Consider the following 24,550-nt stretch of genomic DNA (forward strand, 5'->3'; position numbering starts at 1 on the left):
AGCCAAACCAACCGATGCTATCGTTGGTTGTGAGGAGTTGCCGGTATGACACCCACTGCACAGACTTTCCCCGATCCCGAGGGCGCTCTTGCCGGCGCTCAGTTCGCCGACCGCTACGTGCTGACAACCGAGGGTCTTGCCCTGACCGCCATCGGCGCGGCCGAGCGCGTCCTGGGGCGGTCACCGCGATGGGTCGGCCGGCTTACGCAGCTCCGCAATCTCGTCGTGATGCCATTTGGGCTGAAAACGGGGGCGAAACCCGACGCACCGCCGGAAAGCAGGATCGGCATCTTTCCGCTCATCAGCCAGGCACATGGCAGGGTCGTCCTTGGTCTGGACGACCGGCATCTCGATTTCCGCATCCTGGTGGAGGTGAACGATCTCGGCGCGGGCCGGCAGGAGGTGGCTGCGTCGACGATCGTGAAGACGCACAATCTGTTCGGGCGGACGTATCTCGCCATCATCATGCCGTTTCACCGCATCATCGTTCCGGCGATGCTGGCTCAGGTCTTGATCAAATAGGGGTTAAAGCCCGACTGCCGTGACAGTATAGCCAGCCTTGCGGAAACCCTCGACCAGTCCCTGCGGACCAGGAAGGTGCAGCGCGCCGACCGCCATGAAGGCGTTGCCCTTGGCCAGGATCGGCTCGGCGTGATCGACCATCACCTTGTTGCGGCTGGTGATCATGGTTTCCTCGAAGGCCGCATAGCCGGCGGGATCGTTCTGCTCTTCCGGCATGGCGGCGCGGAACAGCGGCCAGAACATGCCGGTGTCGCCGCGCTGGTAGAGCACGATCATGGTCTCGTTGATATCGTTGACCTTGTCGCCCAGCTTCAGCGTGTCGACCAGGCCCTTCATGTGAAAGGCGAGCGGCAGCGAGGCCATGGCGCGCAACTGGCTCTCGGCCGTTTCGAGACCTTCGACCGGCTTGCCCGCAGCCTTGGCACTTTCGGCCAGCTTGACGTCGAGCACCGGCGCCCCGCCCGACTGGCGGGCGAGTTCGCAAGCTGGCAACGCCATCATCGCCGACAGCATCCACGGCTTCATCTTGGCGACTGTTGCCGGCGGGATGCCACGCGCGTCGAGTGCTGCATTCATCGCCGCCGCTTCGTCCGGCGTCAGCAAGGACGACAGCGTCGTGGAGTCGGTGAACATCATCAGGTCCGGCTCTTTCAGCATCGCCGTCATCATCTTTTGCTTGTCGAGCACGTCGGTGGTTTCGATGACGAGCGTGCCGGCGGCGTCAAAGGCCTTCTGCGCGACCGGCGGCAGCGTGGTGACGCGCGTGTCGGTCATATGCATGGTGCCGAACAGGTAGGATGGCTCTTCGCCTGATTTTTCCAGCTTCCACAACAGGCCCTTGCCATTCAGCGTGGCGGCGGCTTCCGCCTCGATCTTGCCGTAGGTGGCGGGGCTGCTCTTCTGCAGGGCCGACAGCATGTCGGCGCCGGCGCAGGTCGGGACTTCCGCATGCGCCCTGCCAGCCGCGAACAGCAGGACGGCAAGAAAGGACAAGAAAAACAGCACGTTGAGCGCGACAAGCAGCTTCAGCGACAGGGAAGCTGCACGGTCGGCGATGGCAATGACACGTTTCATGACACCGTTCGTAGGCGCAAAAAGCGGCAAAACGGTTAACCCGCACCACGAAATTGAAGGGTTCATGCCCTTGGATGGGCCGATTCGTAGATTTCGAGCAGCCTCGCCGTATCGACGCCGGTGTAGATCTGCGTCGTCGACAGGCTGGCGTGGCCAAGCAATTCCTGGATGGTGCGCAAATCGCCGCCACGCCCCAGCAGATGCGTGGCGAAGGAATGGCGCAGCGCGTGCGGCGTCGCGGTATTGGGCAGGTTGAGCGCCGAGCGCAGCTTCGCCATATCGCGCTGGATGATGGCCGGATTGAGCGGGCCGCCGCGCGCACCGCGAAACAACAGCTCTTTCGGATCGAGATGATAGGGGCATAGGCGGCGGTATTCGGCGATTGCCTTGAGCGCCACCGGCAGCACCGGCACCAGCCGCGTCTTGCCGCCCTTGCCGGTGACGCGCAGCACGGTGTCGGCCTCCGACGCCAGATCGGCGCCGGCGAGGCCGAGCGCCTCGGAAATGCGCAGGCCGGAGCCGTAAAGCAGCGTCAGCACGGCGGCATTGCGGGCGGCGATCCAGGGTTCTTCTGCCAATTGACCCTCGACGGAGACGACATGTTTGGCGTCGCTCGCCGTCAGCGGTTTTGGCAGCGATTTGGGTTGGCGCGGTGCGCGCAGCGCGGCGGCACCGGCCGCGTTGGCTAAGCCGCGCCGTTCGAGAAACCGCAGCAGCGAGCGGATGCCGGCGAGACCTCGGCCAAGCGTGCGGGCGCCAGCGCCGGCGTTGCGGCGAGCGGCGAGGAAGCCGCGCAGATCGGCCGGGCGCAGATTGGCGATGTCCGAAATGCCGGGCGAGCCGCCGCAATGGCCGGTGAGGAAATGCAGGAACTGGCGCGTGTCGCGCTCATAGGCCTCCACTGTCTCGGGTGACAGGCGGCGTTCACGCGCGAGCATCTTCAGCCAGCTTTCGCGCGCCGCCTGCAGATCAGGCTTTGCCGGGATGAGGAATTCCTGCATGGCGGCATTTTGGGGTATTCGGGTTAGGAAGCGGTGAAGAGCCCGTCATTGAAATGACAAGGGGCGATCATTGAAATGACGCCGGGCTGGGGTTAGAGCAGGCCAAAGGATATTTCGCGATGAGCAAGCCGCAAAACCCTGTCCAGATGGCCGTGATCGGCGCCGCCCACGGCATCAAGGGCGAACTCAGGGTGAAAACCTTCACCGGCGAGCCGATGGCGCTGGCCGACTATGGGCCGCTCTATGCCAGGGATGGCCGCGCCTTCCAGATCATCGACATCAGGCCCGCCAACACGGTTGTCGTGGTGCGCTTCAAAGGCATTGCTGACCGCAATGCCGCCGAGGCGCTCGCCGGTACGGAGCTGTTCGTCGACCGCTCGATGCTGCCCGACGACGGCGAGGAGGATGAATTCTACCATGCCGACCTGGTCGGACTGGAGGTTCGGGACGATACCGGTGCCGCGCTCGGCAAAGTCGTCGCCGTGCATAATTTCGGCGGCGGCGACATTCTCGACGTGACGCTTGCCGGCCGCAAGGGCGTGCTGATCCCGTTCACGCAGGCCGCGGTGCCACAAGTGTCGATCGCCGACGGCTTTGTCCGCGTCGACCCGGCGGCGGCCGGGCTTGTCGATGACGAGGATGGTGAGGCGCTGCGCGACGAAGATTTCGACCCGACGGGCAGGCCGCGCGGACCGCGCGACGCCGGGGGCAACCGGTGAGTTTTGCCGCGTCGGTACTGACGCTCTATCCCGAGATGTTTCCCGGCGCGCTCGGCCTGTCGCTGGCGGGCCGCGCGCTCGAGGCCGGCACATGGTCGCTGGAAGCGGTCCAGATTCGCGATTTCGCCACCGATAAGCACCGCACCGTCGACGACACGCCGGCCGGCGGCGGCGCCGGCATGGTCATGCGCGCCGATGTCCTGGCCAGGGCGATCGACCATGCTTCGCCGGCGGGCGATACGCGTCCGCGACTTTTGATGAGCCCGCGCGGCAAGCCGCTGACGCAGGCGCGTGTGCGCGAGCTTGCCGCCGGGCCGGGCGCCGTCATCCTGTGCGGCCGCTTCGAAGGTGTCGACCAGAGGCTGATCGAGGCCCGTGGCCTGGAGGAGGTGTCGATCGGCGATTTTATCCTTTCCGGCGGCGAACCGGCAGCGCTTGTGCTGCTTGACGCGGTGGTGCGCCTGCTGCCCGGTGTCATGGGCAATGCCGTGTCGGGTGAGGAAGAGAGTTTCGAGAACGGCCTGCTCGAACATCCGCATTACACGCGGCCGCAGGAGTTCGAAGGCCGGGAGATTCCCGAGGTGCTGATCTCGGGCAATCACAAGAAGATCGCCGCATGGCGGCGCGCGGAGTCGGAAGCGCTGACGAAAGAACGGCGGCCGGATCTGCTCGGGGCTCAGCCCTTGCCGAAGTAATAAAAGGCGAGAAACAAGCCAACCGCGATGACGAAGCCGCGCACCACGTTTTGCGGCACGCGCTTGGCGATCCACACGCCGGCATAGCCGCCGAGCGCGCCGCCGGGGATCATGACGATCGCCTGCGGCCAGGCGACGACGCCACCCGAGACGAAGACGATGATCGCCACTGCGGCGATGACCACGGCCAGCATGTTCTTCAGCGCATTTAGCCGGTGATAGTCGCCGGCCTGTGTCAGGCCGAGCGTCGCCAGCATCATCACGCCCATGCCTGCGCCGAAGAAGCCGCCATAGATGGCGGTGACGAACTGCGCCAGGGAACCGACGAATGAGCCGACCGAGGCCTCATGGCCGGGTTTTGGCGTTGGCTTCAGCCACGGCCCAGCGGCGAACAGGGCGGTCGCGCCCAAAAGCAGCCACGGCACCAGGACGCGGAAGGACGGGTTGGACAGCGCCAGCAGGATCAGCGCGCCAGCCAGCGCGCCGACCGCCGATATGGCGCATAGCAGCAGGGCACCGCGCCAGAAGTGCCTGATATCGGTCCAGTAGGCTAGCGTCGAGGTGATATAGCCCGGGAATTGCGTGACCGAAGAGGTGGCGTTGGCGACGATCGGCGGCACGCCGACCAATGTCATGGCGCCGAAGGTGATGAAGGTGCCACCGCCGGCGACCGCGTTGGCGGCGCCTGACAGGAAGCCCGCCAGGAACAGCAGGATGGCGTCGAAAACAGACATGGAATGCCGCCGTGAAGAAGTGTGCTATCGGAGGCTTAGGAAGCTTGTCGGACTGGCGCAACCCGGCACGGCAGGATTACAATGGAGCCATGCCGGCAAAAAATGCATGGCCAAGGCGTGACAAAGCGCTGAAATAGCTGTATGTGCCCGCCGAACCGGAAGAAGAATCTGCCGGACCCGTCAACAATGACGGTGTAGTCGCCCCTGCCTGATGTCTTAGAGACAAAAATGTCTCAGAGACAAAGGGCATAGCCGAGCGGTCAATGGAACTGCAAGGCGAGTGTCGGACGCTCTGACTGTCGGAAGAACAAGAAGTGGATTATTGAGATGGATATTCTCCGTCAGCTCGAGGCCGAGCAGGCCGCCAAGATCGAAGCCAAGCGCAAGCTTCCCGAATTCCAGCCCGGCGACACCGTGCGCGTCCAGGTCCGCGTGACCGAAGGCACCCGCACCCGCGTCCAGGCCTATGAGGGCGTCGTCATCGCCCGCGCCGGTTCCGGCTTCCAGGAAAATTTCACCGTCCGCAAGATCTCCTACGGCGAAGGCGTCGAGCGCGTGTTCCCGGTCTTCTCGCCGATGGTCGAAGGCGTCGAGATCGTGCGTCGCGGCAAGGTGCGTCGCGCCAAGCTCTATTACCTGCGCGATCGTCGCGGCAAGTCGGCCCGTATTTCGGAAAACACCGGCGTGCGCGCCCGCAAGCTCAACGATGAGGAGCGCGATGCGCTGAACGCCGAGAAGGCCCGCATCGAGGCCGAGAAGGTCGCCGCTGCCCAGGCACTGGCCGCCGAGACGGCCGCCAAGGAAGCCGCCGAGAAGAAGGCTGCCGCCGAGGCTGAGGCAGCCAAGGCCGCGGAAGCGACCCCGGCCGAATAAGATTTCGGAAATCCCATTCAAAAAGGCGGCTTCGGCCGCCTTTTTTCGTTTCACCAGACTGTGAACGCTTTCAGCCCCGGAAACAGGATCGGGCGGTTGACGTCGTATTATATTGTGTACTAAATAATCGTGCACAAGATAACTGGAGATTTGATATGGCACTCTACACCACACAGGCTCACGTCACCGGCGGCCGCGCCGGCCATGGCGAGACCAGCGACGGTCTGCTCAAGGTCGATCTGGCGATGCCCAAGGAACTCGGCGGGCCGGGGGGCGCCACCAATCCCGAGCAGCTTTTCGCCATCGGCTACGCCGCCTGCTTCGAGAGCGCCATCCGCTTCATCGCACGCAAACAGAAGCTGCCGCTCACGGATGCCTCGATAACCTCGACCGTCAGCCTGCTTCCCAATGGCGAGGGCTTCAAGCTCGGCGTCGCGCTCGCGGCGGAAACGAAAGGCCTTGATCAGGCGGCCGCGGAAGCGCTTGTATCGGAGGCACACAAGATCTGTCCCTATTCCAACGCCATCAGGGGCAATGTCGACGTAGCGCTTTCGGTAAAGGCGGCATGACGGGAAAGACCACAAAGAGCGCCAGCGACGTCCCGGCAGAGACCGCCGGGACGATCAGGGTTCCGCGACTCGATCAGCAGCTCTGCTTCGCGCTCTATTCGGCGAGCGGGCTGATGACGAAGCTCTATCGGCCGTTGCTCGATCCGCTCGGCCTGACCTATCCCCAATATCTGGCCATGCTGGCACTATGGGAGCACACGCCGAGCACGGTGGGCGCGCTTGGCGAGGCGCTCGGCCTGGATTCCGCGACGCTGACTCCGTTGCTGAAGCGGATGGAGGCAGGCGGCCTCGTCACCCGCCGCCGCGATGCCGCCGACGAGCGCCGCGTGCTGGTCGAGCCGACGGCCAAGGGCCAGGCGTTGCGCGCGCGCGTCAAGGATGTGTCATCGGCCCTTGCCTGCAGCGTGCCGCTGGAGCCTGGTGAAGCGAAAGCGCTGCACGCAACGCTCACTCATCTTGTTGCAGGTCTGCGCAACGCCGTAACGGAAGACGCGTCGGCGGATGCTGAAGCGTTGGGTTCTGGCTCAAGATAACCAGATCATCCCGAAATCCCTGAATTGAGGGCATCCGAATCCCTTTTCGCGCGCACTGACGCAGCGGACCGTCTTGCATGACGCATGCGGAAAGCTAAAGTCGGCGCCGGATTTTCCTGTAGGCCCGCCGATATCCGGGCGCTTTCAATTTTCGGGAGTGTGTCATGACCAAGTCGAAACTGCTGCTGGCCGGTCTGCTGGCCCTCGTGCTTGCGCCCGTTGCCGCCTTCGCGCAGGCGCTGCCCGATCTCGGCGGCAAGAAGGTCGTGGTGGTGACCGAAAACGCCTATCCGCCGCTGCAGTTCATCGATCCCAAGACGGGAAAACAGATCGGCTGGGAATATGACGCAATGAACGAGATTGCCAAGCGGCTGAATTTCAAGGTCGAGTACCAGAACACCTCCTGGGATGCGATGATCCAGGCGGTTTCCGACAACCAGTACAACATCGGCATGACCGGCATCACCATCAAGGACGACCGCAAGGAGAAAGTCGATTTCTCCGACCCCTATATGCGCTCGGAGCAGTTCATGCTGGTGCGCGGCGATGAAAGCCGCTTCACCGACGCCAAGACCTTCGCTGCCTTCAAGGACGGGCTGATCGGCGCGCAGCCCGGCACGACGCCGTTCTACACCGCCGTCTACAGTGTGCTCGACAGCAATGAGCAGAATCCGCGCATCAAACTGTTCGAGACCTTCGGCGCCACGGTGCAGGCATTGAAGTCGGGCGACGTCGATGTCGTGCTGACAGACGGCACCGCCGGCAAGGGCTATGTCGATGCTTCAGAGGGCAAGCTGAAGCTGATCGGCGGCCCGCTCGGCACCGAGGATTTCGGGTTCATCTTCCCGAAAGGGTCGGACCTGGTGAAGCCGGTCAACGCGGCTATCGCGGCGCTGAAGGCGGATGGGACGCTGGATGCGCTGAACAAGAAGTGGTTTCTTGATTACAAGATGGGGCAGTGAGCCCTGTTGTCGCTACGACCTCCGCCAATCGCGAACGCCAATGAACGGGCGCGGTTGGCAAAGCTGCCGATCTCCCCCCTTGCGGGGGAGATGGCCGGCAGGCCAGAGGGGGGTGTGAAGGATCGCGACATTTCGATTCCAAGCTTTTCCAAGGAGAAACCGGGCCGCGGCTGTGATCGGTTGACAGGCTGGAGGGACAGCACCCCCCTCTGTCCTGCCGGACATCTCCCCCGCAAGGGGGGAGATTGGCAATTCTTGCGAGGGCAGCTGTCCACTGGCGTTGGGAATTGATGCCGCCCGCCTCCTCCACCAAAGCCGAATTCCCCTGGTGGCTTGCCGTTGCCGCCGCGCTGGCGCTGGTCGCGGCACTGTCGATCGCGGCCAGCGACCTCTATGCCCAGGTCTTCGCCACGGTCGCCAAGGGCATCGGCGTCACCGTCTTCGTCACCGTGGTGGCTTTCGCGCTGGCGTCGATCATCGGTCTCGGCATTGCGCTGATGGGCCTGTCTGGCTCGCCCTGGCTGCGGCAGATCGCCCGCTTCTATGTCGAGATCATCCGTGGCGTGCCAATCCTGGTGCTGCTGTTCTGGATCGCCTTTGCCGGCGCGCCTGCCTTCGTCGCGGCCTGGAATGCGCTGACCGCGCCGCTGCAAAGTGCGGGCTATCTGGGTGAGCTTCTGGTGCGCGACGTGTCGCTGCTGTGGCGCGCCATCATGGCGCTGACCATTGGCTACTCCGCCTTCATCTCCGAGGTTTTCCGCGCCGGCATCCAGGCGGTCGAGAAGGGCCAGATCGAGGCGGCCAAGGCGCTTGGGCTGAGCCGTGCGCAACGCTTCCGGCTGATCGTGTTTCCGCAGGCGATCCGCACCATATTGCCGCCGCTCGGCAATGATTTCGTCGCCCTGGTCAAGGATTCCTCGCTGGTCTCGGTGCTCGGCGTCGCCGACATCACGCAGATGGGCAAGGTCTATGCCGCCGGCTCGTTCCGCTTCTTCGAGACCTATTCGATAACAGCCTATATCTATCTCATCCTGACCGTCAGCCTGTCGCTGGCGCTCAGGGCGCTGGAACGGCGGTTGCGAAACCAGCATCAGGAATAGTTTTCCGGCGAAGACGGCGCTACGATCCCCGGCATATCTCGGTGAGGAGGTCTCATGATCGTCGACAAGGCCAATGCGGCGCTGGATTCCGTCTATGGCGCCGACACGCCGGAAACTTTGGCGCAGGCCTATGCCGCCTGGGCCGCGACCTATGACAGCGAAACCGCCTCGCTCGGTTATCTCTTGCCGTTCCTGATCACCGCCTGGGTGGCCCGCCATGTGCCGGCGGGTGAAGGGCCGCTGCTCGACGCCGGCTGCGGCACCGGCCTGTCGGGGCCGTCACTGAAGGCGCTGGGCTACGGCGATATTGCCGGGCTCGACCTGTCGGACGACATGTTGAAGATCGCCGGCAGCCGAAATGCCTATGGCGAGCTGAAAAAGGCGATGCTGGGCGGACCGCTGCCCTGGCCGGACGGGTATTTCCGCGCCTTCTTCTCGACCGGCGTCTTCACCATCAGCCATGCGCCGGCGTCGGGCCTGCACGAACTGGTGCGCATCACCGGGAAAGGCGGCCACGCCATCTTCACCGTGCGCGACCAGGTCTTCGAGAGTGGCGGTTTTCAGGGCGTGTTCGATGAGCTGGAGCAGGCGGGCAAATGGCGGCTCGTCGAGCAAAGCCCGTGGTTCCGCTGCTACGCCATCGCCGAGCCGGATGCACTGGTGAAGACTTTTGTGTTCGAGGTGGTTTGAGCCGGTAAGCTTGGCGCTGGTTCCTCGCCCCCGTGAAGCGGGGGAGAGGTGGCCCGGCGAAACCGGGACGGAGAGGGGGACGACCTACGCGAAGCCAGAACCCGGTGAAAGACGAAGCGCGAGACGGGCCAGGATCGAAGCTATCGGGAGGCAACAAATTCCAGACGCCGCGCAGGCCCCTCTCCGTCCCGGCTTCGCCGGGCCACCTCTCCCCACTTCGTGGGGCGAGGAACCCAAGTCCGGCCAGTCCACGCCGCAATTGCCGAAAAGCCAAAACATTGGTATGAGCCACGCCATGGAAGAGCTTTTTGGCGATCCGGCTTACAAGGGTTTCGTGCTGCAGGACAGAAAACGCCTGCCGTCGCGCTTTTCCGCGCGCGTCAGCGGTGCACTGACCAGCCGACTTAGCTAGGCCGACCTGTCCAGGTCGTTGCGCCGGCCCGAGATTGCCGGCTTCTGCTCTTTCCCATTCTCATATCGACGGATTTACGCACATGAGCGCACCGCGCACCCTCTACGACAAGATTTTCGACGACCATGTCGTCGACCGCCAGGACGACGGCACCTGCCTGCTCTACATCGACCGCCACCTCGTCCATGAAGTGACCAGCCCGCAGGCCTTCGAAGGTCTGCGCCTGAGCGGCCGCAAAGTCCGGCATCCGGAAAAGACGCTGGCCGTGGTCGATCACAATGTCTCGACCTCGCCCGAGCGCAAGTTCGGCATCAAGAACGAGGAAAGCCGCATCCAGGTCGAGGCGCTGGCCAAGAACGCCAAGGATTTCGGCGTCGAATATTATTCCGAAAACGATATCCGCCAGGGCATCGTCCACATCATCGGCCCGGAGCAGGGCTTTACCTTGCCCGGCATGACCATCGTCTGCGGCGACAGCCACACCTCGACCCACGGTGCTTTTGGAGCATTGGCGCATGGCATCGGCACGTCGGAGGTCGAGCATGTGCTCGCAACGCAAACCCTGATCCAGCGCAAGGCCAAGAACATGCTGGTGCGCGTCGATGGCCAGTTGCCGGAAGGCGTCACCGCCAAGGACATCATCCTCGCCATCATCGGCGAGATCGGCACCGCCGGCGGCACCGGCTATGTCATCGAATATGCCGGCGAGGCGATCCGTGCGCTGTCGATGGAAGGCCGCATGACGATCTGCAACATGTCGATCGAGGGCGGCGCGCGCGCCGGCCTGATCGCGGCCGACGAGACGACCTTCGCCTATGTTAAGGACAAGCCGCGTGCGCCGAAGGGCGCGGCCTGGGATGCCGCGCTCGCCTACTGGAAGACGCTGCAGTCGGACGAAGGCGCGCATTTCGACAAGGTGATCGTGCTCGACGCGGCCAAGCTGCCGCCGATCGTCTCCTGGGGCTCTTCGCCGGAAGATGTCGTCTCCGTGCAAGGCATCGTGCCGAACCCGGACGACATCACCGACGAGAACAAGCGCACCTCCAAGCAGCGCGCGCTCGACTATATGGGCCTGACGCCAGGGACCAAGATCACCGACATCGCGCTCGACCGCGTCTTCATCGGCTCCTGCACCAATGGCCGCATCGAGGATCTGCGCGCCGCCGCCAAGGTGATCGAGGGCAAGACCGTCAATCCGCGCGTCAACGCCATGATCGTGCCGGGCTCCGGCCTGGTCAAGGAACAGGCGGAAGCCGAGGGCCTGGACAAGATCTTCCTCGCCGCCGGTTTCGACTGGCGCGAGCCGGGCTGCTCGATGTGCCTGGCCATGAACGACGACCGGCTGAAGCCGCATGAACGCTGCGCCTCGACCTCGAACCGCAACTTCGAGGGCAGGCAAGGCTTCAAGGGCCGCACCCATCTGGTGTCGCCGGCGATGGCGGCGGCGGCGGCGATCGCCGGCCACTTCGTCGACATCCGCGACTGGAAATAACGTCCGGTTACACGGTTTGATTGCCAGACCCCGGATCGCCCAGCGCTCCGGGGTCTTTTTTCATTCGCGCCGCCCATATATTCGCTCGGGCTTAACCGCTTGTTTGCGCCTGCGCTCTACGGTCTTCCCTGACGTCAAGCGAGGGGAAGTCACGGTCCTTTGGACACCGGCCTGTTCATAGCGCTGCTCAATCCGACGATCGCGCTGGCTCTCGGCGCGGCTTTCTTCGTGCTATGGACCTATCAGCGCCACCGGCCCTATCTGGCCGTGCTGGCGCTCAGCTACTGTGTTTCGGCACCCGGCTTCCTGTTCCAGTATTTCACCTTGCCCGTCGGCATGGCGCTGACCAAGCTGGTGTCCAACATCTGCTTCACCGTCGCCGGCTGTTGCCTGTCGGGCGCCATCGTCGCCCGCTACGGCCGCAAGGTGCCCTATGTCGGGATCGGCGTGCTGGCCGGTGGTGGCCTGGCGTCGCTGTGCTGGTTCCTGTTCGTCGCGCCGGATCTCACCTGGCGTATCCTGGCGATGAATTTCGCCTTTGGCGGTCTCAGCCTTCTGGTCGGGGCCGAATTGCGGCCGGTGCGCAACAACGGGCCGACCGAGAAAATCCTGTTCGTGCTGTCGCTGCTGTCGGGCCTCAACTTCTTCGTGCGCACCCTTGTCGTCGTCATCGCGCACGGGCCGTTCACCAGCTATGACGGGTTCTACGGCTCCTCCTACTGGACGACGGCGTTGCTGTCGCATGCGCTGCTGTCGCTGCTCATCGCGCTTTGCCTGTTCAGCGCTGCGGCCCTCGACGTCATGAAGGCATTGAAGGCCGAGACACACACCGATCCGCTGTCGGGCCTGCTCAACCGGCGCGGGTTCGAGGAGCGCGGGGCCCAGCTCCTGCAACACTGCGCGGTGGCCAGGTTCCCGGTGGCGCTGGTGCTGGCCGACCTCGATCATTTCAAGGCGCTCAACGATGTGCACGGGCACGCCGCCGGCGATCGCGTGATCGCCGATTTCGCCGCCAAGCTGCGCGCGGCTACAGGCGCGCGGGGGGCTGCCGGGCGCATCGGCGGCGAGGAGTTCGCCGTGCTCCTGCCGTTGAGCGATCTCGCCGCCGCGCGATTGTTCGCAGAAGCCGTGCGCACGCTCTACTCGGCCGGCGGCGTCGACGGGCTTCCCGCCGCCACCAAGGTCACCGCCAGTTTCGGCGTGGCGGCCCGCAGCGGTGACGAAGCGCTGGAACCCTTGATGCGCCGTGCCGACGAGGCGCTTTACAAGGCCAAGAAAAACGGCCGCGACAGCGTGCGCCTGTCTTACGAACGGCCCGAAATGGTGTTCGCGGCGGAGCCGTCCAGGACCGGCTGACGCCGCACGTCCCAGCCTCACGTTAACGTCTTTTTCGCCCGTCGATGTTTAGCTGTGGGCACGGGGTGCGAAAGAGATGAGCGGCGCGAACTTCATCCTGTTGATCAATCTGTCGGTTGCCGGCCTGCTGGCGGCATCCTTCATGGCGGTCGCGTTCCATGATGTCGGCCGCGCCTCGGCGCGCTGGTTTGCCTTTGGCTATGTCCTGGGCATGGCCTATTCGGCGATCGAATTCAGCATTCCCGCCTTTACCGATGCCCGGATCCCGGTGGTCACCGCTTTCGCGGTCTTCCTCGGTGCCACCATGGCCTTCAATGCCGGACTGGCTCGTAAATACGGCGTGGCGCCGCCATGGCCGCCGATGCTGTTCTTCCTGGTCGCCACCACCATCGCCGTCTATTTCGTACAGGACCTGCCGCGCCAGTCGCTGGCCCGCATGATGGCCTACCAGCTTCCCTATGCCGTCATGCAATTCGTCGGCCTGGCCATCGTCTGGTCGTCCAGGCAAAGGCGAGGCCGGCTCGATCGCATCCTGATGGCCGTGCTCGCCGCCAGCGGTGTGCAGTTCGCCTCAAAGCCGTTCATAGCGCATGCGCTCGGTGGCTGGGGCGCCAATCCGCAGGCCTATCTGCAAAGCAACTACGCGCTGGTGTCGCAATCGCTCGGCACTGTCTTTGCCCTGGCGCTGGCGCTGCTGATACTGGCCATTCTGGTTCTTGAGGTGCTGGCTGAAGTGACGTCGAGGTCGGAGACCGATACGCTGTCGGGACTGCTCAATCGCGGTGCCTTCACGCGTCAGGCGGAGCAGGCCATGCTTGGCGCCGTGCGGCAAGGCGTTCCGGTCACGCTCGTCATCGCCGATCTCGATCATTTCAAAGGCATCAACGACAATTTCGGCCATGCCTCCGGCGACCGGGTGATCGAGACCTTCGCCGGTTTCCTGCGCGAGGCCGCCGCCGGACACCATGTCGCCGGCCGCATCGGCGGCGAGGAATTCGCCATCATCCTGCCGGGGACCAACCTTGCCGCCGCCCGGCTGTTCGCCGAGGGCACGCGCAGCGCGTTCGGCACGCTGCCCATAGACGGGCTGCCGGCGGATAACCGCTGCACGGCGAGTTTCGGTGTCGCCGAACTTCATGCCAGCGAAACCATCGCCGATCTCATGCGGCGCGCGGACGAGGCGCTTTACCTGGCGAAGAATGCCGGGCGCGACTGCGTACGTGTTTCAGCCGGGCCAGGAGGCGAGTGGTCGTCCAACGCGATCGTCATGAGCTCTAGATCAGGATGATCTTCTCCGAAGGCCGGTTCTCACTTTTCGGGATCATGCTCTAGCGGCAAGGGCTGAGTTCGGGCATCTCGCCGTCGGAAAGCCCGTACATATAGCTGCGGCCTTTGACGAAGACTGGCGGCCGGTAGCAATCGCTGTAGCCTGATATCTCGTCGGATTCGTTCTGGTAGATCACCTTGGGCTGGCCGGCGCTGGTGTAGTCGGACAGCTGCTTGGCCAGCTTGCCTTGGCCGACGATGATGCGCTTGTAGCCGGCGGCGCTGTCGATGACGAGATTGCCGAAGGAATCGGCGTAGACGCGATCCTGATGACGGCCCCCGGCAAGTGCGGGTGCAGCCAGGCCGGCGACCGAGGCTGCCACAATGAGCGCCGAGAGGCGCGATCTGCCGGAGTTGGAACGCATGGCGTCCTCCTGATGGTTAGAGGAAAGCCTCCTCGAATCGGAAATTAACCTTTTCTTAACCTTTGTTAAGAGGCTGGCGCGTTGCGCGGCGATGTCTCGCCAAACATGGTTAATTTCCGACTGGAGGGAAAACCCGACGGCCATCATTCGGCCATGCTTGGCCGCACCATCGCGACCGGCTCCGAATGCGACAGCGGTGGGCGCCCTTGATCTTGGCAAAGCATCGCGGCTAGCTTGTCGCATGGGAGGACAGCATATGGCGTTACGCCGGGCGGTTTGGGTGTCCGTTTTCCCGTTGCTCGTTATCGTTGCTGCGTGTGTGCCGCAGAATGGCGCGCCGAAGGCGGCCAATACCGTCTCGGTTGCGCCGGCTCAGCAGTCCATCGCCGCCGCGGCGCCCCCGGCATCCGCAACCAAGATCACCACCGATCTCACCGCGCCGCGATCCACTGTGGGTACAGCAACCTATGGATGCGGCAATGGCAGCGCGATCACCATTCAGAATCTCGGCTCGTCGTTGCGTGTGATCGAGCCGGGTGGCGCGACCGAAGAGTTCGTGGCGTCGCCCGCCAACCAGTCCAGCCGCTACCAGGAGGCCGCCACGCATAACGCAATCGTGATCGACGGGCGTGAGGCGCTGGTGATGAAGAGGGGCTCGACGCCGCAGACCTGCAAGCGATAGTTCGAATCTTAACACAGCCGAGCTCTGGACCAGATATGCTGCACTGCAGCGATATAGAGCCGGCTGCGGGCCATCAGCCCCTAATCGATTGAAGCCCGAACCTGCCTTTTTGTCAGACTAAATGACGTTTCCAAAACGATTTTCTGGCTTTGACGCGGTGCAAAAAGAGCATTAGAAACCGGCTGTCCGAAGTCGCAACCGGAAGCGGCAATGCCGCATTTCCACCTGAGGCTCCAGAGACGCCGAACCTGGGGGAGCCATGAGCAAATCACCAGCCACCCGCGAATTCGCCAGACGTGAACGGCCGCTCTCGCCGCACCTGACGATCTACCGGCCGCCGATCACGATGACGATGTCGATCATCCATCGCATCACCGGCGGGGCGCTTTATTTCGGCACGCTGCTGGTCGCCGTCTGGCTGATGGCGGCGGCAAGCTCGCAGGCGACCTTCGACTGGGTCAACTGGGCTTTCGGCACCTGGCTCGGCCGGCTCATCCTGTTCGGTTACACCTGGGCGCTGATGCATCACATGCTGGGCGGCGTGCGCCACCTGGTCTGGGATACGGGCGCGGGGCTGGAGAAGCACACGGCATCGAAGATCGCCTGGGCGACGCTGGCCGGTTCGATCCTGCTCACGCTGCTGATCTGGGCCGCCGGCTATATGGCGCGGGGAGCCTGATCATGAGCGGCAAGAACAATACCGACATGCGCACGCCGTTGGCGAAGGTCCGCGGTCTCGGCTCGTCCCATGAGGGTACACAGCATTTCTGGCGCCAGCGGCTGACGGCGCTCGCCAACATCCCGCTGACGCTGTTCTTCGTCGGGTTCCTGATCGCGCTCAACGGCGCCGGCTACGCGGAGGTGCGCGCGGCACTCGCCAATCCGTTCGTGGCGCTGGTGCTGGCCCTGGTGCTCATCTCCGGGCTTATCCATATGCGGCTCGGCATGCAGGTGATCATCGAGGACTATATAACCGGCGAAGGCCTGAAGCTGGCGACGATCGCGCTCAACACATTTTTCACCATAGCGGTTGGCGTCGCCTCGATCTTCGCCCTGCTCAAGCTGGCATTCGGAGGCTGAGTTGGCCAAGGACGCGAAATCAGCCAACAAAGCAGGCTATAGCTTTGTCGACCACAAATTCGACGTGGTGGTCGTCGGCGCCGGCGGTGCCGGCCTGCGCGCCACGCTCGGCATGGCCGAGCAGGGCCTGCGTACCGCCTGCATCACAAAAGTGTTCCCGACGCGCTCGCACACGGTGGCGGCGCAAGGCGGCATCGCCGCCTCGCTGTCCAATATGGGGCCGGATTCCTGGCAGTGGCACATGTACGACACCGTCAAGGGCTCGGACTGGCTGGGCGATGTCGACGCCATGGAATATCTGGTGCGGGAGGCGCCGGCGGCGGTCTACGAGCTCGAGCACTATGGCGTGCCGTTCTCGCGCACCGAAGAAGGCAAGATCTACCAGCGGCCGTTCGGCGGCCACATGATGAATTACGGCGAAGGCCCGCCGGTGCAGCGCACCTGCGCCGCCGCCGACCGTACCGGCCACGCCATTCTGCACACGCTCTATGGCCAGTCGCTGAAGAACAACGCGCAGTTCTTCATCGAGTATTTCGCGCTCGACCTGATCATGGAGCCGGACGGCACCTGCACCGGCGTCGTCGCCTGGAATCTCGATGACGGCACCATCCACCGCTTTTCGGCCAAGATGGTGGTGCTGGCGACCGGCGGCTATGGCCGCGCCTATTTCTCGGCGACCTCCGCACACACCTGCACCGGCGACGGCGGCGGCATGGCCGCCAGAGCCGGCTTCCCGCTGCAGGACATGGAGTTCGTGCAGTTCCACCCGACCGGCATCTATGGCGCCGGCTGCCTGATCACCGAAGGCGCGCGCGGCGAGGGCGGCTATCTCGTCAATTCCGAAGGCGAGCGCTTCATGGAGCGCTATGCGCCGTCGGCCAAGGACCTTGCCTCGCGCGACGTCGTCTCGCGTTGCATGACGCTGGAGATCCGCGAGGGCCGCGGTGTCGGCAAGAAGAAGGACCACATCTTCCTGCATCTCGACCACCTCGATCCGGCCGTGCTGCACGAGCGGCTTCCCGGCATTTCGGAATCGGCCAAGATCTTCGCCGGCGTCGACCTGACCAAGGAGCCGATCCCGGTGCTGCCGACGGTGCACTACAATATGGGCGGTGTGCCGACCAATTACTGGGGCGAGGTGCTGAACCCGACCACGCGCAGCCCCGACAAGGTGTCGCCCGGACTGATGGCGGTGGGTGAAGCGGGCTGCGCCTCGGTGCACGGCGCCAACCGGCTGGGCTCGAACTCGCTGATCGATCTGGTCGTGTTCGGCCGCGCCGCCGCGATCCGTGCCGGCCAGGTCATCGACCGCAAGGCGGCGATCCCTTCACCCAACGAAGCCTCGGTCGAGAAGATCATGGATCGCTTCGACGGGCTGCGCCACGCCAATGGCTCGACGCCGACTGCGGTGCTGCGCGAGAAGATGCAGAAGGCGATGCAGGAAGACGCTGCCGTGTTCCGCACGCAGGAATCGCTGGAAAACGGCTGCAAGCGCATTTCGCAGATCTGGGGCGAGCTCAAGGACATCAAAGTCTTCGACCGCTCGATGATCTGGAACTCCGACCTGGTCGAGACGCTGGAGCTGGAAAACCTGATGGCCAACGCCATCACCACCGTCTACAGCGCCGAGGCGCGCAAGGAGAGCCGTGGCGCGCATGCGCGGGAAGATTTTGCGTCGCGCGACGACGCCACCTGGCGCAAGCACACGCTGGCCAGGCTGAGCGAGGACGGCAAGGTGACGCTCAGCTACCGGCCGGTGCACACCGAGCCGCTGCTGGCGGAAAAGGACGGCGGCATCAGCCTCGCCAAGATCGCACCCAAGGCCAGGGTGTACTGACAATGGCGCTGGCGGGCTCAGGCTATTCCTGTACGCCCCTTCCGGCCAAGCTCGGCCTGAAGGACGGAATGGTCGCGGCGTTCATCGCGCTGCCGCCGGAGCTCGACGACCTGACGGACGCCGTGGTTTTTGCCGAAGTCGATCGGCTGGCCGATTGGTCCGAGATTTCGGGCAGCCATCAAAGATACGACGCCGTCCATGCCTTCACCCGGCAGCGCGCCGAGATCGAGGATCGCCTTGGCGATGTCGAGGCGGCGATCAAGCGCGACGGCATGGTCTGGGTGTCCTGGCCGAAGAAGGCATCGAAAGTGCCGACCGACGTCACCGAGGGTGTCGTCCGCACTGAAGCGCTGAAGCTCGATCTTGTCGACGTCAAGGTCGTCGCCGTCAATGAAATCTGGTCCGGGCTGAAGCTCGTCATCCGAAAGGACCTGAGGTAATGGTCGAACTGACGCTCCCCAAGAATTCGAAAATCCAGCAGGGCAAGACCTGGCCGAAGCCGGAAGGTGCCACGAATCTGCGGGAATACCGCATCTACCGGTGGTCGCCGGACGATGACGAGAATCCGCGCATCGACACCTATTTCGTCGACATGGATGATTGCGGGCCGATGGTGCTCGACGCGCTGCTGTGGATCAAGAACAAGATCGACCCGACGCTGACCTTGCGCCGCTCCTGCCGTGAAGGCATTTGCGGCTCCTGCGCCATGAACATCGACGGCTCGAACACGCTGGCCTGCACCAAGGGCTGCGACGACATTTCCGGCGCCGTCAAAGTCTACCCGCTGCCGCATATGCAGGTGGTCAAGGACCTGGTGCCCGACCTCACCAACTTCTACGCCCAGCATGCCTCGATTGAGCCCTGGCTGAAGACGGTGTCGCCGCAGCCGGCCAAGGAATGGCTGCAGAGCCATGAGGACCGCGAGAAGCTCGACGGTCTCTACGAGTGCATATTATGCGCCTGCTGCTCGACCTCGTGCCCGAGCTACTGGTGGAATGGCGACCGCTATCTCGGCCCCGCGACCCTCTTGCAGGCCTATCGTTGGCTGATCGACAGCCGCGACGAGGCCAAGGGCGAGCGGCTCGACAATCTCGAAGACCCGTTCCGGCTCTACCGCTGCCACACCATCATGAACTGCGCGCAGACCTGCCCGAAGGGGCTGAACCCGGCTAAGGCGATCGCGGAGATCAAGAAGATGATGGTGGAGCGGCGGGTTTAGGCCCTGCATGGAGCCGTTGCCTGCGGACTTTTCGCCGGATGCCGTCGCGGCACTCCGCGCGCGCCTCGATCTGGTACGAAGCCAGGGCGTAAAAATCCTGTTCGCCATTGAAAGCGGCAGTCGCGCCTGGGGCTTTCCGTCACCCGACAGCGACTATGACTGCCGCTTTGTCTATATCAGGCCCGTGTCGGATCACCTTGTCCTGCAACAGCCGCGCGACGTGATCGAGTTCCCGATCGAAGACGAGATCGATGCCGGCGGCTGGGATCTGCGCAAGGCCTTGCTTCTGGCGCTCGGCGGCAATGCGGTCATCGTCGAGTGGACAAAGTCGCCTATCGTCTATGAGCAAGTCGCGGGATTTCGCGCGCGCCTTCTCGATCTGCTGGCCGAGATCGTCGATCCGGCAAAGGTAGCGCACCACTATCTCGGCCTGGCGCGCTCGCATGTCGCCAAGATCGGCAGTTTTTCCGGCGAGGTGAAGCTGAAGAAGCTGTTTTACCTGATCCGTCCGCTGGTGGCTCTCGACTGGATGGAGCAGCGCGGCTTTGCCGGCCTGCCGCCAATGAACCTTGGCGAGTGTCTCGGCCAGACGGACGTGCCTGTGCCGGCGGCAGAGGAAATCCGCCGCCTGATAGAGCGGAAAAGCCAGACGCGGGAGATGGGGTCTGGTCTCATCCCGACCGCAATCGCGCGCTATCTCGAAGCGCGCTATGGTCACCACGAAATGAACCTTGCCGCCACGGTCAGGGATGAGGCCCGCCAGGCGCGCAAACATGCCCTTGCAACCGCGTTTTACCGCCGGGAGGCTGAACAACTTTCATGAGCGAAGACCTTCCCATCCTCTCCCCCGTCGAAGCCCGCGTGCTTGGCTGCCTGATCGAGAAGAAGGAGCTGACGCCTGATGTCTACCCGCTGACGCTCAACGCAGCCCTTGCCGCCGCCAACCAGAAGACGGCGCGCGAGCCGGTGATGGCGCTGGAGCAGACGGAGGTGCACCGGGCGCTGAAGCTGCTCGAGCAGAAAGGGCTGGTGCGGCAGATGTTCGGCTCGCGCGTCGAGCGCTACGAACATCAGATGGCGCAGCGCTTCTCGCTGACCACGCCGCAGACCGCCTTGCTCGGCCTGCTCTTGCTGCGCGGGCCGCAGACGGCGCATGAGCTCCTGGCGCGAGCCGAGCGCATGGCGCGGTTTTCGTCGATCGAAGACCTGCGCGCTGAACTCGACATGCTTATCGGCCGCCGGCCGCCGCTGATCCAGGAAATCCCGCGCGGGCCAGGCCAGCGCGAGGACCGCTACGTGCATCTCCTCGCTGGCCCGGTGGATGTTGCAGCCCTTTCGGCCCAGCGCAGTGCGCCGGCCATGCCTCACTCCGACCTGGAAGCGAGATTGGAAGCGCTGGAGCAGGAAGTCGCGGCACTACGCGCCCGGCTTGATGCGCTGGGCGGTTGAGGTCGCGACACTGCGCGCCCGTATCGAGGCGCTGAGCGGGGAGGCAGCCAAGCCGCCTCACCTCCTGTCATAAACGCCGCTCGCCTCCCCGTTGGGGTCGATCAGCCGCAACTGTCCAGCCTCCAACTGCCATCGCAGTGAAACCGGCTTCAAATCGCCGGGCTTGAATTTCCACAGGCCTGTCAAATCGGGCCGGCAGCCATTGACGGATTTGTAGGTTCCGGCCGTCGGCGTGAAGACCAGGGTCGAACCGCGCACCAGCGTCTTGCCGGTCTTCAGCGTCAGCGACCGGATCTGGCCGCAGCCGTCGACCAGCGACGACTGGAACAGGGCGAAATAAGTGTGTCCGTCGGCACCGAAGGTGAAAGAGATGCTGCCGCCGCTGCCCGGTTCGCAATGGCTTGACGTGTCGCAGTAATTGCCGTTGGCGACGGCAAAGCCCCATTTGCCGACCAGTGCCACCGGCATCGCGCCAAGGCGGGAGCGTGTTGCCGGTCCCTTTCCTTGCCCATAGGCAGTGCCGGCACCAAGCATGAGCCAGCCGGCAAGGCCGACAAGTGCTGCCCGGCAGGCGTGTGACGAGTCCCTCAACATCCCTTGCTCGCGACAAGCTGTTTCAGATAGCCGAGCCGCGTGGATATGACCTGGTTGGCGATCGCCATCTTGCCGGCGGGCGCCATGCCGCCATATTTCTTCGGCGCCGGACCGGCACCTTGGGCGGCCTGATAGTTCGCGGTCAGCTGGCGCAGGTCCGCACAGGACATCGAGGCATATTTCGCCTGCTCCTGCGGGCTGATGACACCTGACTGGGCCATGCCGATGGAATTGGCCGCCGCCATGCCGGCCATGCCGACGACCGCCGAGACCGGATTGAGGCCGACGCAGCCGGACGGGCCGAGGCACAGGACCGGTGCCAGGAGAAGTATGTTGCGCGCGCCCGTTGCCGGCCTCATGACTGACGCTCCCCGCTGCGCGGCGGCAGCTTCAGGTCGCGATGGTCGACGACGGTTCTGCCGAGAGCGATGGACAGCAGATAGACGCGTGGATTGAAGCCCGCCGATGCGAGACCCGACAGGGTCTTGAACAGTTGCAAATGATACATCGAACCCCCTTGTGGTTGTTTCGGTTCGCGCCTCCGGATCGGAAGCGCGCCGCAAACTAGGTCCGCCGAGAGAGGCCAGCTTGGACGCAACGGCCCTAAAAACGGCCCAAACGGCCCTGTATTGACGTTTTCGGGGCCACGGCGCATATGCGCGCTCTGGCATGGGGGTGCCGATGACGGCGACGATGGGACCGACCGCCTCGTTTCGACTGATGACGGACATGGTTCCGGAGCGGGATCGTGTCGAGGTCATGCGCGAGGTCTATGGCCGCACGGTGCTCAAGGTCGACCTCGATCCGCTCGGTCCGACCCAGGTCGACATGAAGGTACGCGCCCTGCCGGGTCTCGGTATCGCCACCGGCACCTGTTCGGAATTCCGCGTCCATCACTCGACATCGCTGATCGAAAGCGACGATCTCATCCTGCTGGCGGCGCTCGGCGGGGCGAGCGTCATGAAGCATCGCGGCCGCGAGGAGGCGGTCGGCAATGGCCAGGCCTTGATGATGAGCGGCGAAGAGGTCGGTCTCAACGTCATCCAGCCTGGCGGCCTTCGCTTCGTCAATATGAGCTTCTCGCTGAAGCTCCTTTCACCGCTGATCGGCGATCCGGCGCGGGCCTTGATGCAGCCGCTGCCGACCGGCAGCGGGGCGATGCGGCTGCTGCTCGACTATGTCCAGTCGCTCCAGGATGCCGGCGACGTGCTGACCCCGGAGACCTGGCATCTGGCGACGGCGCATATGTTCGATCTCGTGGCGCTGGCTATGGGTGCGACCCGGGACGCGGCGGAAATCGCGCGCGGACGCGGCGTGCGCGTGGCGCGGCTGCGTGCCATCAAGGCCGATATCATAGCCCATGGTGGGCATGGCGACCTGTCGGCCGAAGATATCGCCCGTCGTCACCGTCTCTCGGCCCGTTACATCAGAAAGCTGTTCGAGGGCGAGGGCACGTCGCTGTCGGATTTCATGCTCGGCCAGCGCCTGTTGCGCGCGCACCGCATGCTTTCGGATCCACGCCACTCAGGCCGCAGCATCACGGCGATCGCCTTCGAGGCCGGCTTCAACGACTCGTCCTATTTCAACCGGGCATTCCGGCGGCGCTACGACGCAACGCCGTCGGACGTGCGGGCGGCCGCGTCGGAAGGCTGAGCCCAGAGCATGATCCCGAAAAGTGGGAACCGGTTTTCTCGGACAAATGGTTTCCGTTTGTCCAGAGATCATGCACCAACAAAGAGTTAGATCAGGATGATGATTCAACCGAACTTCATCCTGATCTAGCATGCAAAACGCCAGCCTGCAGGCTGGCGCTCGCAATGACGGTCGTCCCGCTCAGCCAAGCTTGGCGTCGAGCGACACTTTTATCGCGCCGAGCGCCTTGGAGACGGGGCATTCGGCCTTGGCCTTCTCGGCCAATTCCTTGAATTTCGCCGCATCGATACCGGGCACCTTGCCGACCAGCGTGATGGCGCTGCCGGTGATGCCGGTGCCTGGAACTAGTGTCACCACGGCCTTGGCGTCGAGTTCGGCCGCGGGCGTGCCGTTCTCGGCCAGGAAGTGCGAAAGCTGCATGGCGTAGCAGCCGGCATGCGCGGCCGCGATCAGCTCTTCCGGATTGGTGCCGGATTTGCCGCTTTCATCCTCGAAGCGTGCCTTGAACGAATAGGGCGTGCCCTTCAAGGTTCCGCTCTGGCTGTCGAGCGTGCCTTTGCCTTCTTTCAGATTGCCTTTCCAGACGGCGGTTGCGGTGCGGTCCATGAAGTCCTCCTTGGTTGTCGTGAACTTTTGGTTGTCGTGAACTTGGGGTTGTCGTGAACTTGGCCTGGGTGAGCCTCGGCGTCCGATCAACTATAGCGCGGGCGGGCGCGAAGACCACTGCGCTGTTTCGACCACGGCACGATGACGGATCATTCCTTCCGGAAAAATATTCGGGGCCACCGGAAAAAATATTCTGGCTGTCCAGAAAAAATATTCGCGCAAAAATGTCGACTTCCATCCGGCCCGGCCGTCCTGCGGGCGGCCATGGGATTTGTGGCCGGATGGAGGTTCACATGGACAATCTGTTTTTCGCGCTGTGGAAGAGTCCAGGCCATAAGGCCGGGCGACAGGAAGATTTCTGGCTGGATGCGCCGGCGCCCATCCTCGGCAGGCTGCTGGCGGCGGTCGCCATCATCGGGGTCGCGGCATGCCTTCTCGACCATGCGGCCGCGGTCGACGGCAAGGCTGACACGCTCGTCGCCGCATCCTATGGTTCATCGCAGTATGGGAGGTCGCAATGAAATATGTCTGCCTGGTCTATGGCGAGGAGAAAGACCTTTACGCGCTCACCGCCGAGAGGGGGGCCAAGCTCGACGCCGATTCGCTGGCCTATAACAGGGTCTTGGACCAGGAGGGCAAGCTGATCATCGCGCAGGCGCTGCAATCGGTGAGGACGTCGAAGTCGGTGCGACGGCGCGAGGGCAAGCGCCTTGTCATCGACGGCCCCTTCGCCGAAACCAAGGAGCAGTTGCTTGGCTTCGTCATGGTCGAAGCCGACACGCTCGACGAAGCGCTGGACATCGCCGCCCGCATTCCGCTGGCCGAACTCGGCACGATCGAGGTCCGGGCGATCTACGACATACCGGGGTCATAGGCAGCGCTTGGCTTGACGGCTGGGGCTGCAAAATCGGCTTGTTTAATCGCCTAAGCTTCACTAGCCGCAAATTGAATTTTCTTGGCCAGAAGCAACTCTTGCGTGTTGAAGCAACGCGACAGTTCTCCTATCG

31 protein-coding genes are annotated in these 24,550 nt (G+C 63.9%); 23 read left to right on the forward strand and 8 right to left on the reverse strand.

Features of this window, described 5'->3' with window-relative positions; translation table 11 throughout:
• Positions 1–45 precede the first annotated feature (45 nt).
• Positions 46–522, forward strand: coding sequence for a DUF2867 domain-containing protein (locus tag DBIPINDM_RS18420; protein ID WP_258588571.1), 477 nt, complete (start codon positions 46–48; stop codon positions 520–522).
• 3 nt (positions 523–525) lie between these two features.
• On the opposite strand, the gene DBIPINDM_RS18425 is transcribed toward DBIPINDM_RS18420, so the two are convergent.
• Positions 526–1,596: a TraB/GumN family protein gene (locus tag DBIPINDM_RS18425; protein WP_258588572.1), complete on the reverse strand. Its 1,071-nt coding sequence runs from the start codon at positions 1,594–1,596 to the stop codon at positions 526–528.
• A gap of 62 nt (positions 1,597–1,658) precedes the next feature.
• The gene (locus DBIPINDM_RS18430) at positions 1,659–2,597 is read right to left on the reverse strand and encodes a tyrosine recombinase XerC (protein ID WP_258588573.1); all 939 of its coding nucleotides are present in this window, start codon (positions 2,595–2,597) and stop codon (positions 1,659–1,661) included.
• A gap of 119 nt (positions 2,598–2,716) precedes the next feature.
• Here DBIPINDM_RS18430 and rimM point away from each other — a divergent pair, with 119 nt between their 5' ends.
• Positions 2,717–3,316, forward strand: coding sequence for a ribosome maturation factor RimM (rimM, locus tag DBIPINDM_RS18435; RefSeq protein WP_258588574.1), 600 nt, complete (start codon positions 2,717–2,719; stop codon positions 3,314–3,316).
• Entirely contained in the window at positions 3,313–4,011 is a 699-nt protein-coding gene (trmD, locus tag DBIPINDM_RS18440; protein WP_258588575.1) for a tRNA (guanosine(37)-N1)-methyltransferase TrmD, read from the forward strand. The genes rimM and trmD overlap by 4 nt, the downstream gene beginning before the upstream one ends.
• On the opposite strand, the gene DBIPINDM_RS18445 is transcribed toward trmD, so the two are convergent.
• Entirely contained in the window at positions 3,993–4,745 is a 753-nt protein-coding gene (locus DBIPINDM_RS18445; protein WP_258588576.1) for a sulfite exporter TauE/SafE family protein, read from the reverse strand. The genes trmD and DBIPINDM_RS18445 overlap by 19 nt on opposite strands.
• A gap of 327 nt (positions 4,746–5,072) precedes the next feature.
• Between DBIPINDM_RS18445 and rplS the strand changes: the two genes are divergently transcribed.
• From rplS to DBIPINDM_RS18490, 9 genes are all read left to right on the forward strand, one after another.
• Positions 5,073–5,618 (forward strand): 50S ribosomal protein L19, encoded by a 546-nt coding sequence (gene rplS / locus DBIPINDM_RS18450; RefSeq protein ID WP_199646719.1) that lies wholly within the window; start codon positions 5,073–5,075, stop codon positions 5,616–5,618.
• Between the two features lie 155 nt (positions 5,619–5,773).
• Positions 5,774–6,187, forward strand: a complete 414-nt coding sequence (locus DBIPINDM_RS18455; protein ID WP_258588577.1) for an organic hydroperoxide resistance protein — start codon at positions 5,774–5,776, stop codon at positions 6,185–6,187.
• Positions 6,184–6,720, forward strand: a complete 537-nt coding sequence (locus tag DBIPINDM_RS18460; RefSeq protein WP_258588578.1) for a MarR family winged helix-turn-helix transcriptional regulator — start codon at positions 6,184–6,186, stop codon at positions 6,718–6,720. The genes DBIPINDM_RS18455 and DBIPINDM_RS18460 overlap by 4 nt, the downstream gene beginning before the upstream one ends.
• Before the next feature lie 164 nt (positions 6,721–6,884).
• Positions 6,885–7,682, forward strand: coding sequence for a basic amino acid ABC transporter substrate-binding protein (locus DBIPINDM_RS18465; protein WP_258588579.1), 798 nt, complete (start codon positions 6,885–6,887; stop codon positions 7,680–7,682).
• A gap of 290 nt (positions 7,683–7,972) precedes the next feature.
• Entirely contained in the window at positions 7,973–8,782 is an 810-nt protein-coding gene (locus DBIPINDM_RS18470) for an amino acid ABC transporter permease (RefSeq protein WP_258588580.1), read from the forward strand.
• Between the two features lie 54 nt (positions 8,783–8,836).
• Positions 8,837–9,472: a class I SAM-dependent DNA methyltransferase gene (locus tag DBIPINDM_RS18475; protein WP_258588581.1), complete on the forward strand. Its 636-nt coding sequence runs from the start codon at positions 8,837–8,839 to the stop codon at positions 9,470–9,472.
• A gap of 494 nt (positions 9,473–9,966) precedes the next feature.
• Positions 9,967–11,376 carry a 3-isopropylmalate dehydratase large subunit gene (gene leuC, locus DBIPINDM_RS18480; RefSeq protein WP_258588582.1) on the forward strand — a complete coding sequence of 470 codons (1,410 nt, stop codon included), beginning with the start codon at positions 9,967–9,969 and terminating at the stop codon, positions 11,374–11,376.
• Positions 11,377–11,535: 159 nt separating this feature from the next.
• Positions 11,536–12,732 (forward strand): GGDEF domain-containing protein, encoded by a 1,197-nt coding sequence (locus DBIPINDM_RS18485; RefSeq protein ID WP_258588583.1) that lies wholly within the window; start codon positions 11,536–11,538, stop codon positions 12,730–12,732.
• A gap of 76 nt (positions 12,733–12,808) precedes the next feature.
• Complete coding sequence (locus tag DBIPINDM_RS18490) at positions 12,809–14,020, forward strand: sensor domain-containing diguanylate cyclase (protein WP_258588584.1); 1,212 nt, start codon at positions 12,809–12,811, stop codon at positions 14,018–14,020.
• Positions 14,021–14,060: 40 nt separating this feature from the next.
• On the opposite strand, the gene DBIPINDM_RS18495 is transcribed toward DBIPINDM_RS18490, so the two are convergent.
• On the reverse strand, positions 14,061–14,423 hold the full coding sequence (locus tag DBIPINDM_RS18495; protein ID WP_258588585.1) for a hypothetical protein: 363 nt from the start codon (positions 14,421–14,423) through the stop codon (positions 14,061–14,063).
• Positions 14,424–14,679: 256 nt separating this feature from the next.
• Between DBIPINDM_RS18495 and DBIPINDM_RS18500 the strand changes: the two genes are divergently transcribed.
• The 8 genes from DBIPINDM_RS18500 to DBIPINDM_RS18535 all read left to right on the forward strand — a co-directional run bounded on the left by DBIPINDM_RS18500 (position 14,680) and on the right by DBIPINDM_RS18535 (position 20,690).
• Positions 14,680–15,105, forward strand: coding sequence for a hypothetical protein (locus DBIPINDM_RS18500; protein ID WP_258588586.1), 426 nt, complete (start codon positions 14,680–14,682; stop codon positions 15,103–15,105).
• 259 nt (positions 15,106–15,364) lie between these two features.
• Positions 15,365–15,784 carry a succinate dehydrogenase, cytochrome b556 subunit gene (gene sdhC / locus DBIPINDM_RS18505; RefSeq protein WP_258588587.1) on the forward strand — a complete coding sequence of 140 codons (420 nt, stop codon included), beginning with the start codon at positions 15,365–15,367 and terminating at the stop codon, positions 15,782–15,784.
• Positions 15,785–15,786: 2 nt separating this feature from the next.
• The gene (gene sdhD, locus DBIPINDM_RS18510; RefSeq protein WP_258588588.1) at positions 15,787–16,185 is read left to right on the forward strand and encodes a succinate dehydrogenase, hydrophobic membrane anchor protein; all 399 of its coding nucleotides are present in this window, start codon (positions 15,787–15,789) and stop codon (positions 16,183–16,185) included.
• A 1-nt stretch (position 16,186) separates the two neighbouring features.
• Entirely contained in the window at positions 16,187–18,022 is a 1,836-nt protein-coding gene (gene sdhA, locus DBIPINDM_RS18515; RefSeq protein ID WP_258588589.1) for a succinate dehydrogenase flavoprotein subunit, read from the forward strand.
• A gap of 2 nt (positions 18,023–18,024) precedes the next feature.
• A complete protein-coding gene (locus DBIPINDM_RS18520; RefSeq protein ID WP_258588590.1) occupies positions 18,025–18,462 on the forward strand; it encodes a DUF3052 family protein in 438 nt (145 codons plus the stop codon).
• The gene (locus DBIPINDM_RS18525; RefSeq protein ID WP_010912301.1) at positions 18,462–19,241 is read left to right on the forward strand and encodes a succinate dehydrogenase iron-sulfur subunit; all 780 of its coding nucleotides are present in this window, start codon (positions 18,462–18,464) and stop codon (positions 19,239–19,241) included. The genes DBIPINDM_RS18520 and DBIPINDM_RS18525 overlap by 1 nt, the downstream gene beginning before the upstream one ends.
• A gap of 16 nt (positions 19,242–19,257) precedes the next feature.
• Positions 19,258–20,064, forward strand: coding sequence for a DNA polymerase beta superfamily protein (locus DBIPINDM_RS18530; protein WP_258588591.1), 807 nt, complete (start codon positions 19,258–19,260; stop codon positions 20,062–20,064).
• Positions 20,061–20,690, forward strand: a complete 630-nt coding sequence (locus tag DBIPINDM_RS18535) for a YceH family protein (protein ID WP_258588592.1) — start codon at positions 20,061–20,063, stop codon at positions 20,688–20,690. The genes DBIPINDM_RS18530 and DBIPINDM_RS18535 overlap by 4 nt, the downstream gene beginning before the upstream one ends.
• Before the next feature lie 57 nt (positions 20,691–20,747).
• Here DBIPINDM_RS18535 and DBIPINDM_RS18540 read toward each other — a convergent pair whose 3' ends face one another.
• The 3 genes from DBIPINDM_RS18540 to DBIPINDM_RS18550 are packed head-to-tail and all read right to left on the reverse strand — an operon-like array spanning position 20,748 to position 21,792.
• A complete protein-coding gene (locus tag DBIPINDM_RS18540; RefSeq protein WP_258588593.1) occupies positions 20,748–21,284 on the reverse strand; it encodes a hypothetical protein in 537 nt (178 codons plus the stop codon).
• Positions 21,278–21,643: a hypothetical protein gene (locus DBIPINDM_RS18545; RefSeq protein WP_258588594.1), complete on the reverse strand. Its 366-nt coding sequence runs from the start codon at positions 21,641–21,643 to the stop codon at positions 21,278–21,280. Before DBIPINDM_RS18545 ends, DBIPINDM_RS18540 begins: the two co-directional genes overlap by 7 nt.
• Positions 21,640–21,792, reverse strand: a complete 153-nt coding sequence (locus DBIPINDM_RS18550) for a hypothetical protein (RefSeq protein WP_258588595.1) — start codon at positions 21,790–21,792, stop codon at positions 21,640–21,642. The genes DBIPINDM_RS18545 and DBIPINDM_RS18550 overlap by 4 nt, the downstream gene beginning before the upstream one ends.
• A gap of 173 nt (positions 21,793–21,965) precedes the next feature.
• Between DBIPINDM_RS18550 and DBIPINDM_RS18555 the strand changes: the two genes are divergently transcribed.
• Positions 21,966–22,937, forward strand: coding sequence for a helix-turn-helix transcriptional regulator (locus tag DBIPINDM_RS18555; protein WP_258588596.1), 972 nt, complete (start codon positions 21,966–21,968; stop codon positions 22,935–22,937).
• A gap of 180 nt (positions 22,938–23,117) precedes the next feature.
• Here the strand turns inward: DBIPINDM_RS18555 and DBIPINDM_RS18560 are convergent, their stop codons facing one another.
• The gene (locus DBIPINDM_RS18560; RefSeq protein WP_069090493.1) at positions 23,118–23,543 is read right to left on the reverse strand and encodes an OsmC family protein; all 426 of its coding nucleotides are present in this window, start codon (positions 23,541–23,543) and stop codon (positions 23,118–23,120) included.
• A 293-nt stretch (positions 23,544–23,836) separates the two neighbouring features.
• Here DBIPINDM_RS18560 and DBIPINDM_RS18565 point away from each other — a divergent pair, with 293 nt between their 5' ends.
• Together DBIPINDM_RS18565 and DBIPINDM_RS18570 are read left to right on the forward strand one after the other, a co-directional pair.
• Positions 23,837–24,064 (forward strand): hypothetical protein, encoded by a 228-nt coding sequence (locus DBIPINDM_RS18565; protein ID WP_258588597.1) that lies wholly within the window; start codon positions 23,837–23,839, stop codon positions 24,062–24,064.
• Entirely contained in the window at positions 24,061–24,417 is a 357-nt protein-coding gene (locus DBIPINDM_RS18570) for a YciI family protein (protein ID WP_258588598.1), read from the forward strand. Before DBIPINDM_RS18565 ends, DBIPINDM_RS18570 begins: the two co-directional genes overlap by 4 nt.
• Positions 24,418–24,550: the final 133 nt, after the last annotated feature.

This window comes from Mesorhizobium sp. AR02 (assembly GCF_024746835.1).
In the GTDB taxonomy this organism is placed as follows: domain Bacteria; phylum Pseudomonadota; class Alphaproteobacteria; order Rhizobiales; family Rhizobiaceae; genus Mesorhizobium.

Excerpts from the sequence above, each read along its gene's own strand:
- DBIPINDM_RS18420 (WP_258588571.1), top strand. The coding sequence starts at position 46 with ATGACACCCACTGCACAGACTTTCCCCGATCCCGAGGGCGCTCTTGCC.
- DBIPINDM_RS18425 (WP_258588572.1), bottom strand. The coding sequence starts at position 1,596 with ATGAAACGTGTCATTGCCATCGCCGACCGTGCAGCTTCCCTGTCGCTG.
- DBIPINDM_RS18430 (WP_258588573.1), bottom strand. The coding sequence starts at position 2,597 with ATGCAGGAATTCCTCATCCCGGCAAAGCCTGATCTGCAGGCGGCGCGC.
- rimM (WP_258588574.1), top strand. The coding sequence starts at position 2,717 with ATGAGCAAGCCGCAAAACCCTGTCCAGATGGCCGTGATCGGCGCCGCC.
- DBIPINDM_RS18445 (WP_258588576.1), bottom strand. The coding sequence starts at position 4,745 with ATGTCTGTTTTCGACGCCATCCTGCTGTTCCTGGCGGGCTTCCTGTCA.
- rplS (WP_199646719.1), top strand. The coding sequence starts at position 5,073 with ATGGATATTCTCCGTCAGCTCGAGGCCGAGCAGGCCGCCAAGATCGAA.
- DBIPINDM_RS18455 (WP_258588577.1), top strand. The coding sequence starts at position 5,774 with ATGGCACTCTACACCACACAGGCTCACGTCACCGGCGGCCGCGCCGGC.
- DBIPINDM_RS18460 (WP_258588578.1), top strand. The coding sequence starts at position 6,184 with ATGACGGGAAAGACCACAAAGAGCGCCAGCGACGTCCCGGCAGAGACC.
- DBIPINDM_RS18465 (WP_258588579.1), top strand. The coding sequence starts at position 6,885 with ATGACCAAGTCGAAACTGCTGCTGGCCGGTCTGCTGGCCCTCGTGCTT.
- DBIPINDM_RS18470 (WP_258588580.1), top strand. The coding sequence starts at position 7,973 with ATGCCGCCCGCCTCCTCCACCAAAGCCGAATTCCCCTGGTGGCTTGCC.
- DBIPINDM_RS18475 (WP_258588581.1), top strand. The coding sequence starts at position 8,837 with ATGATCGTCGACAAGGCCAATGCGGCGCTGGATTCCGTCTATGGCGCC.
- leuC (WP_258588582.1), top strand. The coding sequence starts at position 9,967 with ATGAGCGCACCGCGCACCCTCTACGACAAGATTTTCGACGACCATGTC.
- DBIPINDM_RS18490 (WP_258588584.1), top strand. The coding sequence starts at position 12,809 with ATGAGCGGCGCGAACTTCATCCTGTTGATCAATCTGTCGGTTGCCGGC.
- DBIPINDM_RS18495 (WP_258588585.1), bottom strand. The coding sequence starts at position 14,423 with ATGCGTTCCAACTCCGGCAGATCGCGCCTCTCGGCGCTCATTGTGGCA.
- DBIPINDM_RS18500 (WP_258588586.1), top strand. The coding sequence starts at position 14,680 with ATGGCGTTACGCCGGGCGGTTTGGGTGTCCGTTTTCCCGTTGCTCGTT.
- sdhC (WP_258588587.1), top strand. The coding sequence starts at position 15,365 with ATGAGCAAATCACCAGCCACCCGCGAATTCGCCAGACGTGAACGGCCG.
- sdhD (WP_258588588.1), top strand. The coding sequence starts at position 15,787 with ATGAGCGGCAAGAACAATACCGACATGCGCACGCCGTTGGCGAAGGTC.
- DBIPINDM_RS18520 (WP_258588590.1), top strand. The coding sequence starts at position 18,025 with ATGGCGCTGGCGGGCTCAGGCTATTCCTGTACGCCCCTTCCGGCCAAG.
- DBIPINDM_RS18525 (WP_010912301.1), top strand. The coding sequence starts at position 18,462 with ATGGTCGAACTGACGCTCCCCAAGAATTCGAAAATCCAGCAGGGCAAG.
- DBIPINDM_RS18535 (WP_258588592.1), top strand. The coding sequence starts at position 20,061 with ATGAGCGAAGACCTTCCCATCCTCTCCCCCGTCGAAGCCCGCGTGCTT.
- DBIPINDM_RS18540 (WP_258588593.1), bottom strand. The coding sequence starts at position 21,284 with ATGTTGAGGGACTCGTCACACGCCTGCCGGGCAGCACTTGTCGGCCTT.
- DBIPINDM_RS18545 (WP_258588594.1), bottom strand. The coding sequence starts at position 21,643 with ATGAGGCCGGCAACGGGCGCGCGCAACATACTTCTCCTGGCACCGGTC.
- DBIPINDM_RS18550 (WP_258588595.1), bottom strand. The coding sequence starts at position 21,792 with ATGTATCATTTGCAACTGTTCAAGACCCTGTCGGGTCTCGCATCGGCG.
- DBIPINDM_RS18555 (WP_258588596.1), top strand. The coding sequence starts at position 21,966 with ATGACGGCGACGATGGGACCGACCGCCTCGTTTCGACTGATGACGGAC.
- DBIPINDM_RS18560 (WP_069090493.1), bottom strand. The coding sequence starts at position 23,543 with ATGGACCGCACCGCAACCGCCGTCTGGAAAGGCAATCTGAAAGAAGGC.
- DBIPINDM_RS18565 (WP_258588597.1), top strand. The coding sequence starts at position 23,837 with ATGGACAATCTGTTTTTCGCGCTGTGGAAGAGTCCAGGCCATAAGGCC.
- DBIPINDM_RS18570 (WP_258588598.1), top strand. The coding sequence starts at position 24,061 with ATGAAATATGTCTGCCTGGTCTATGGCGAGGAGAAAGACCTTTACGCG.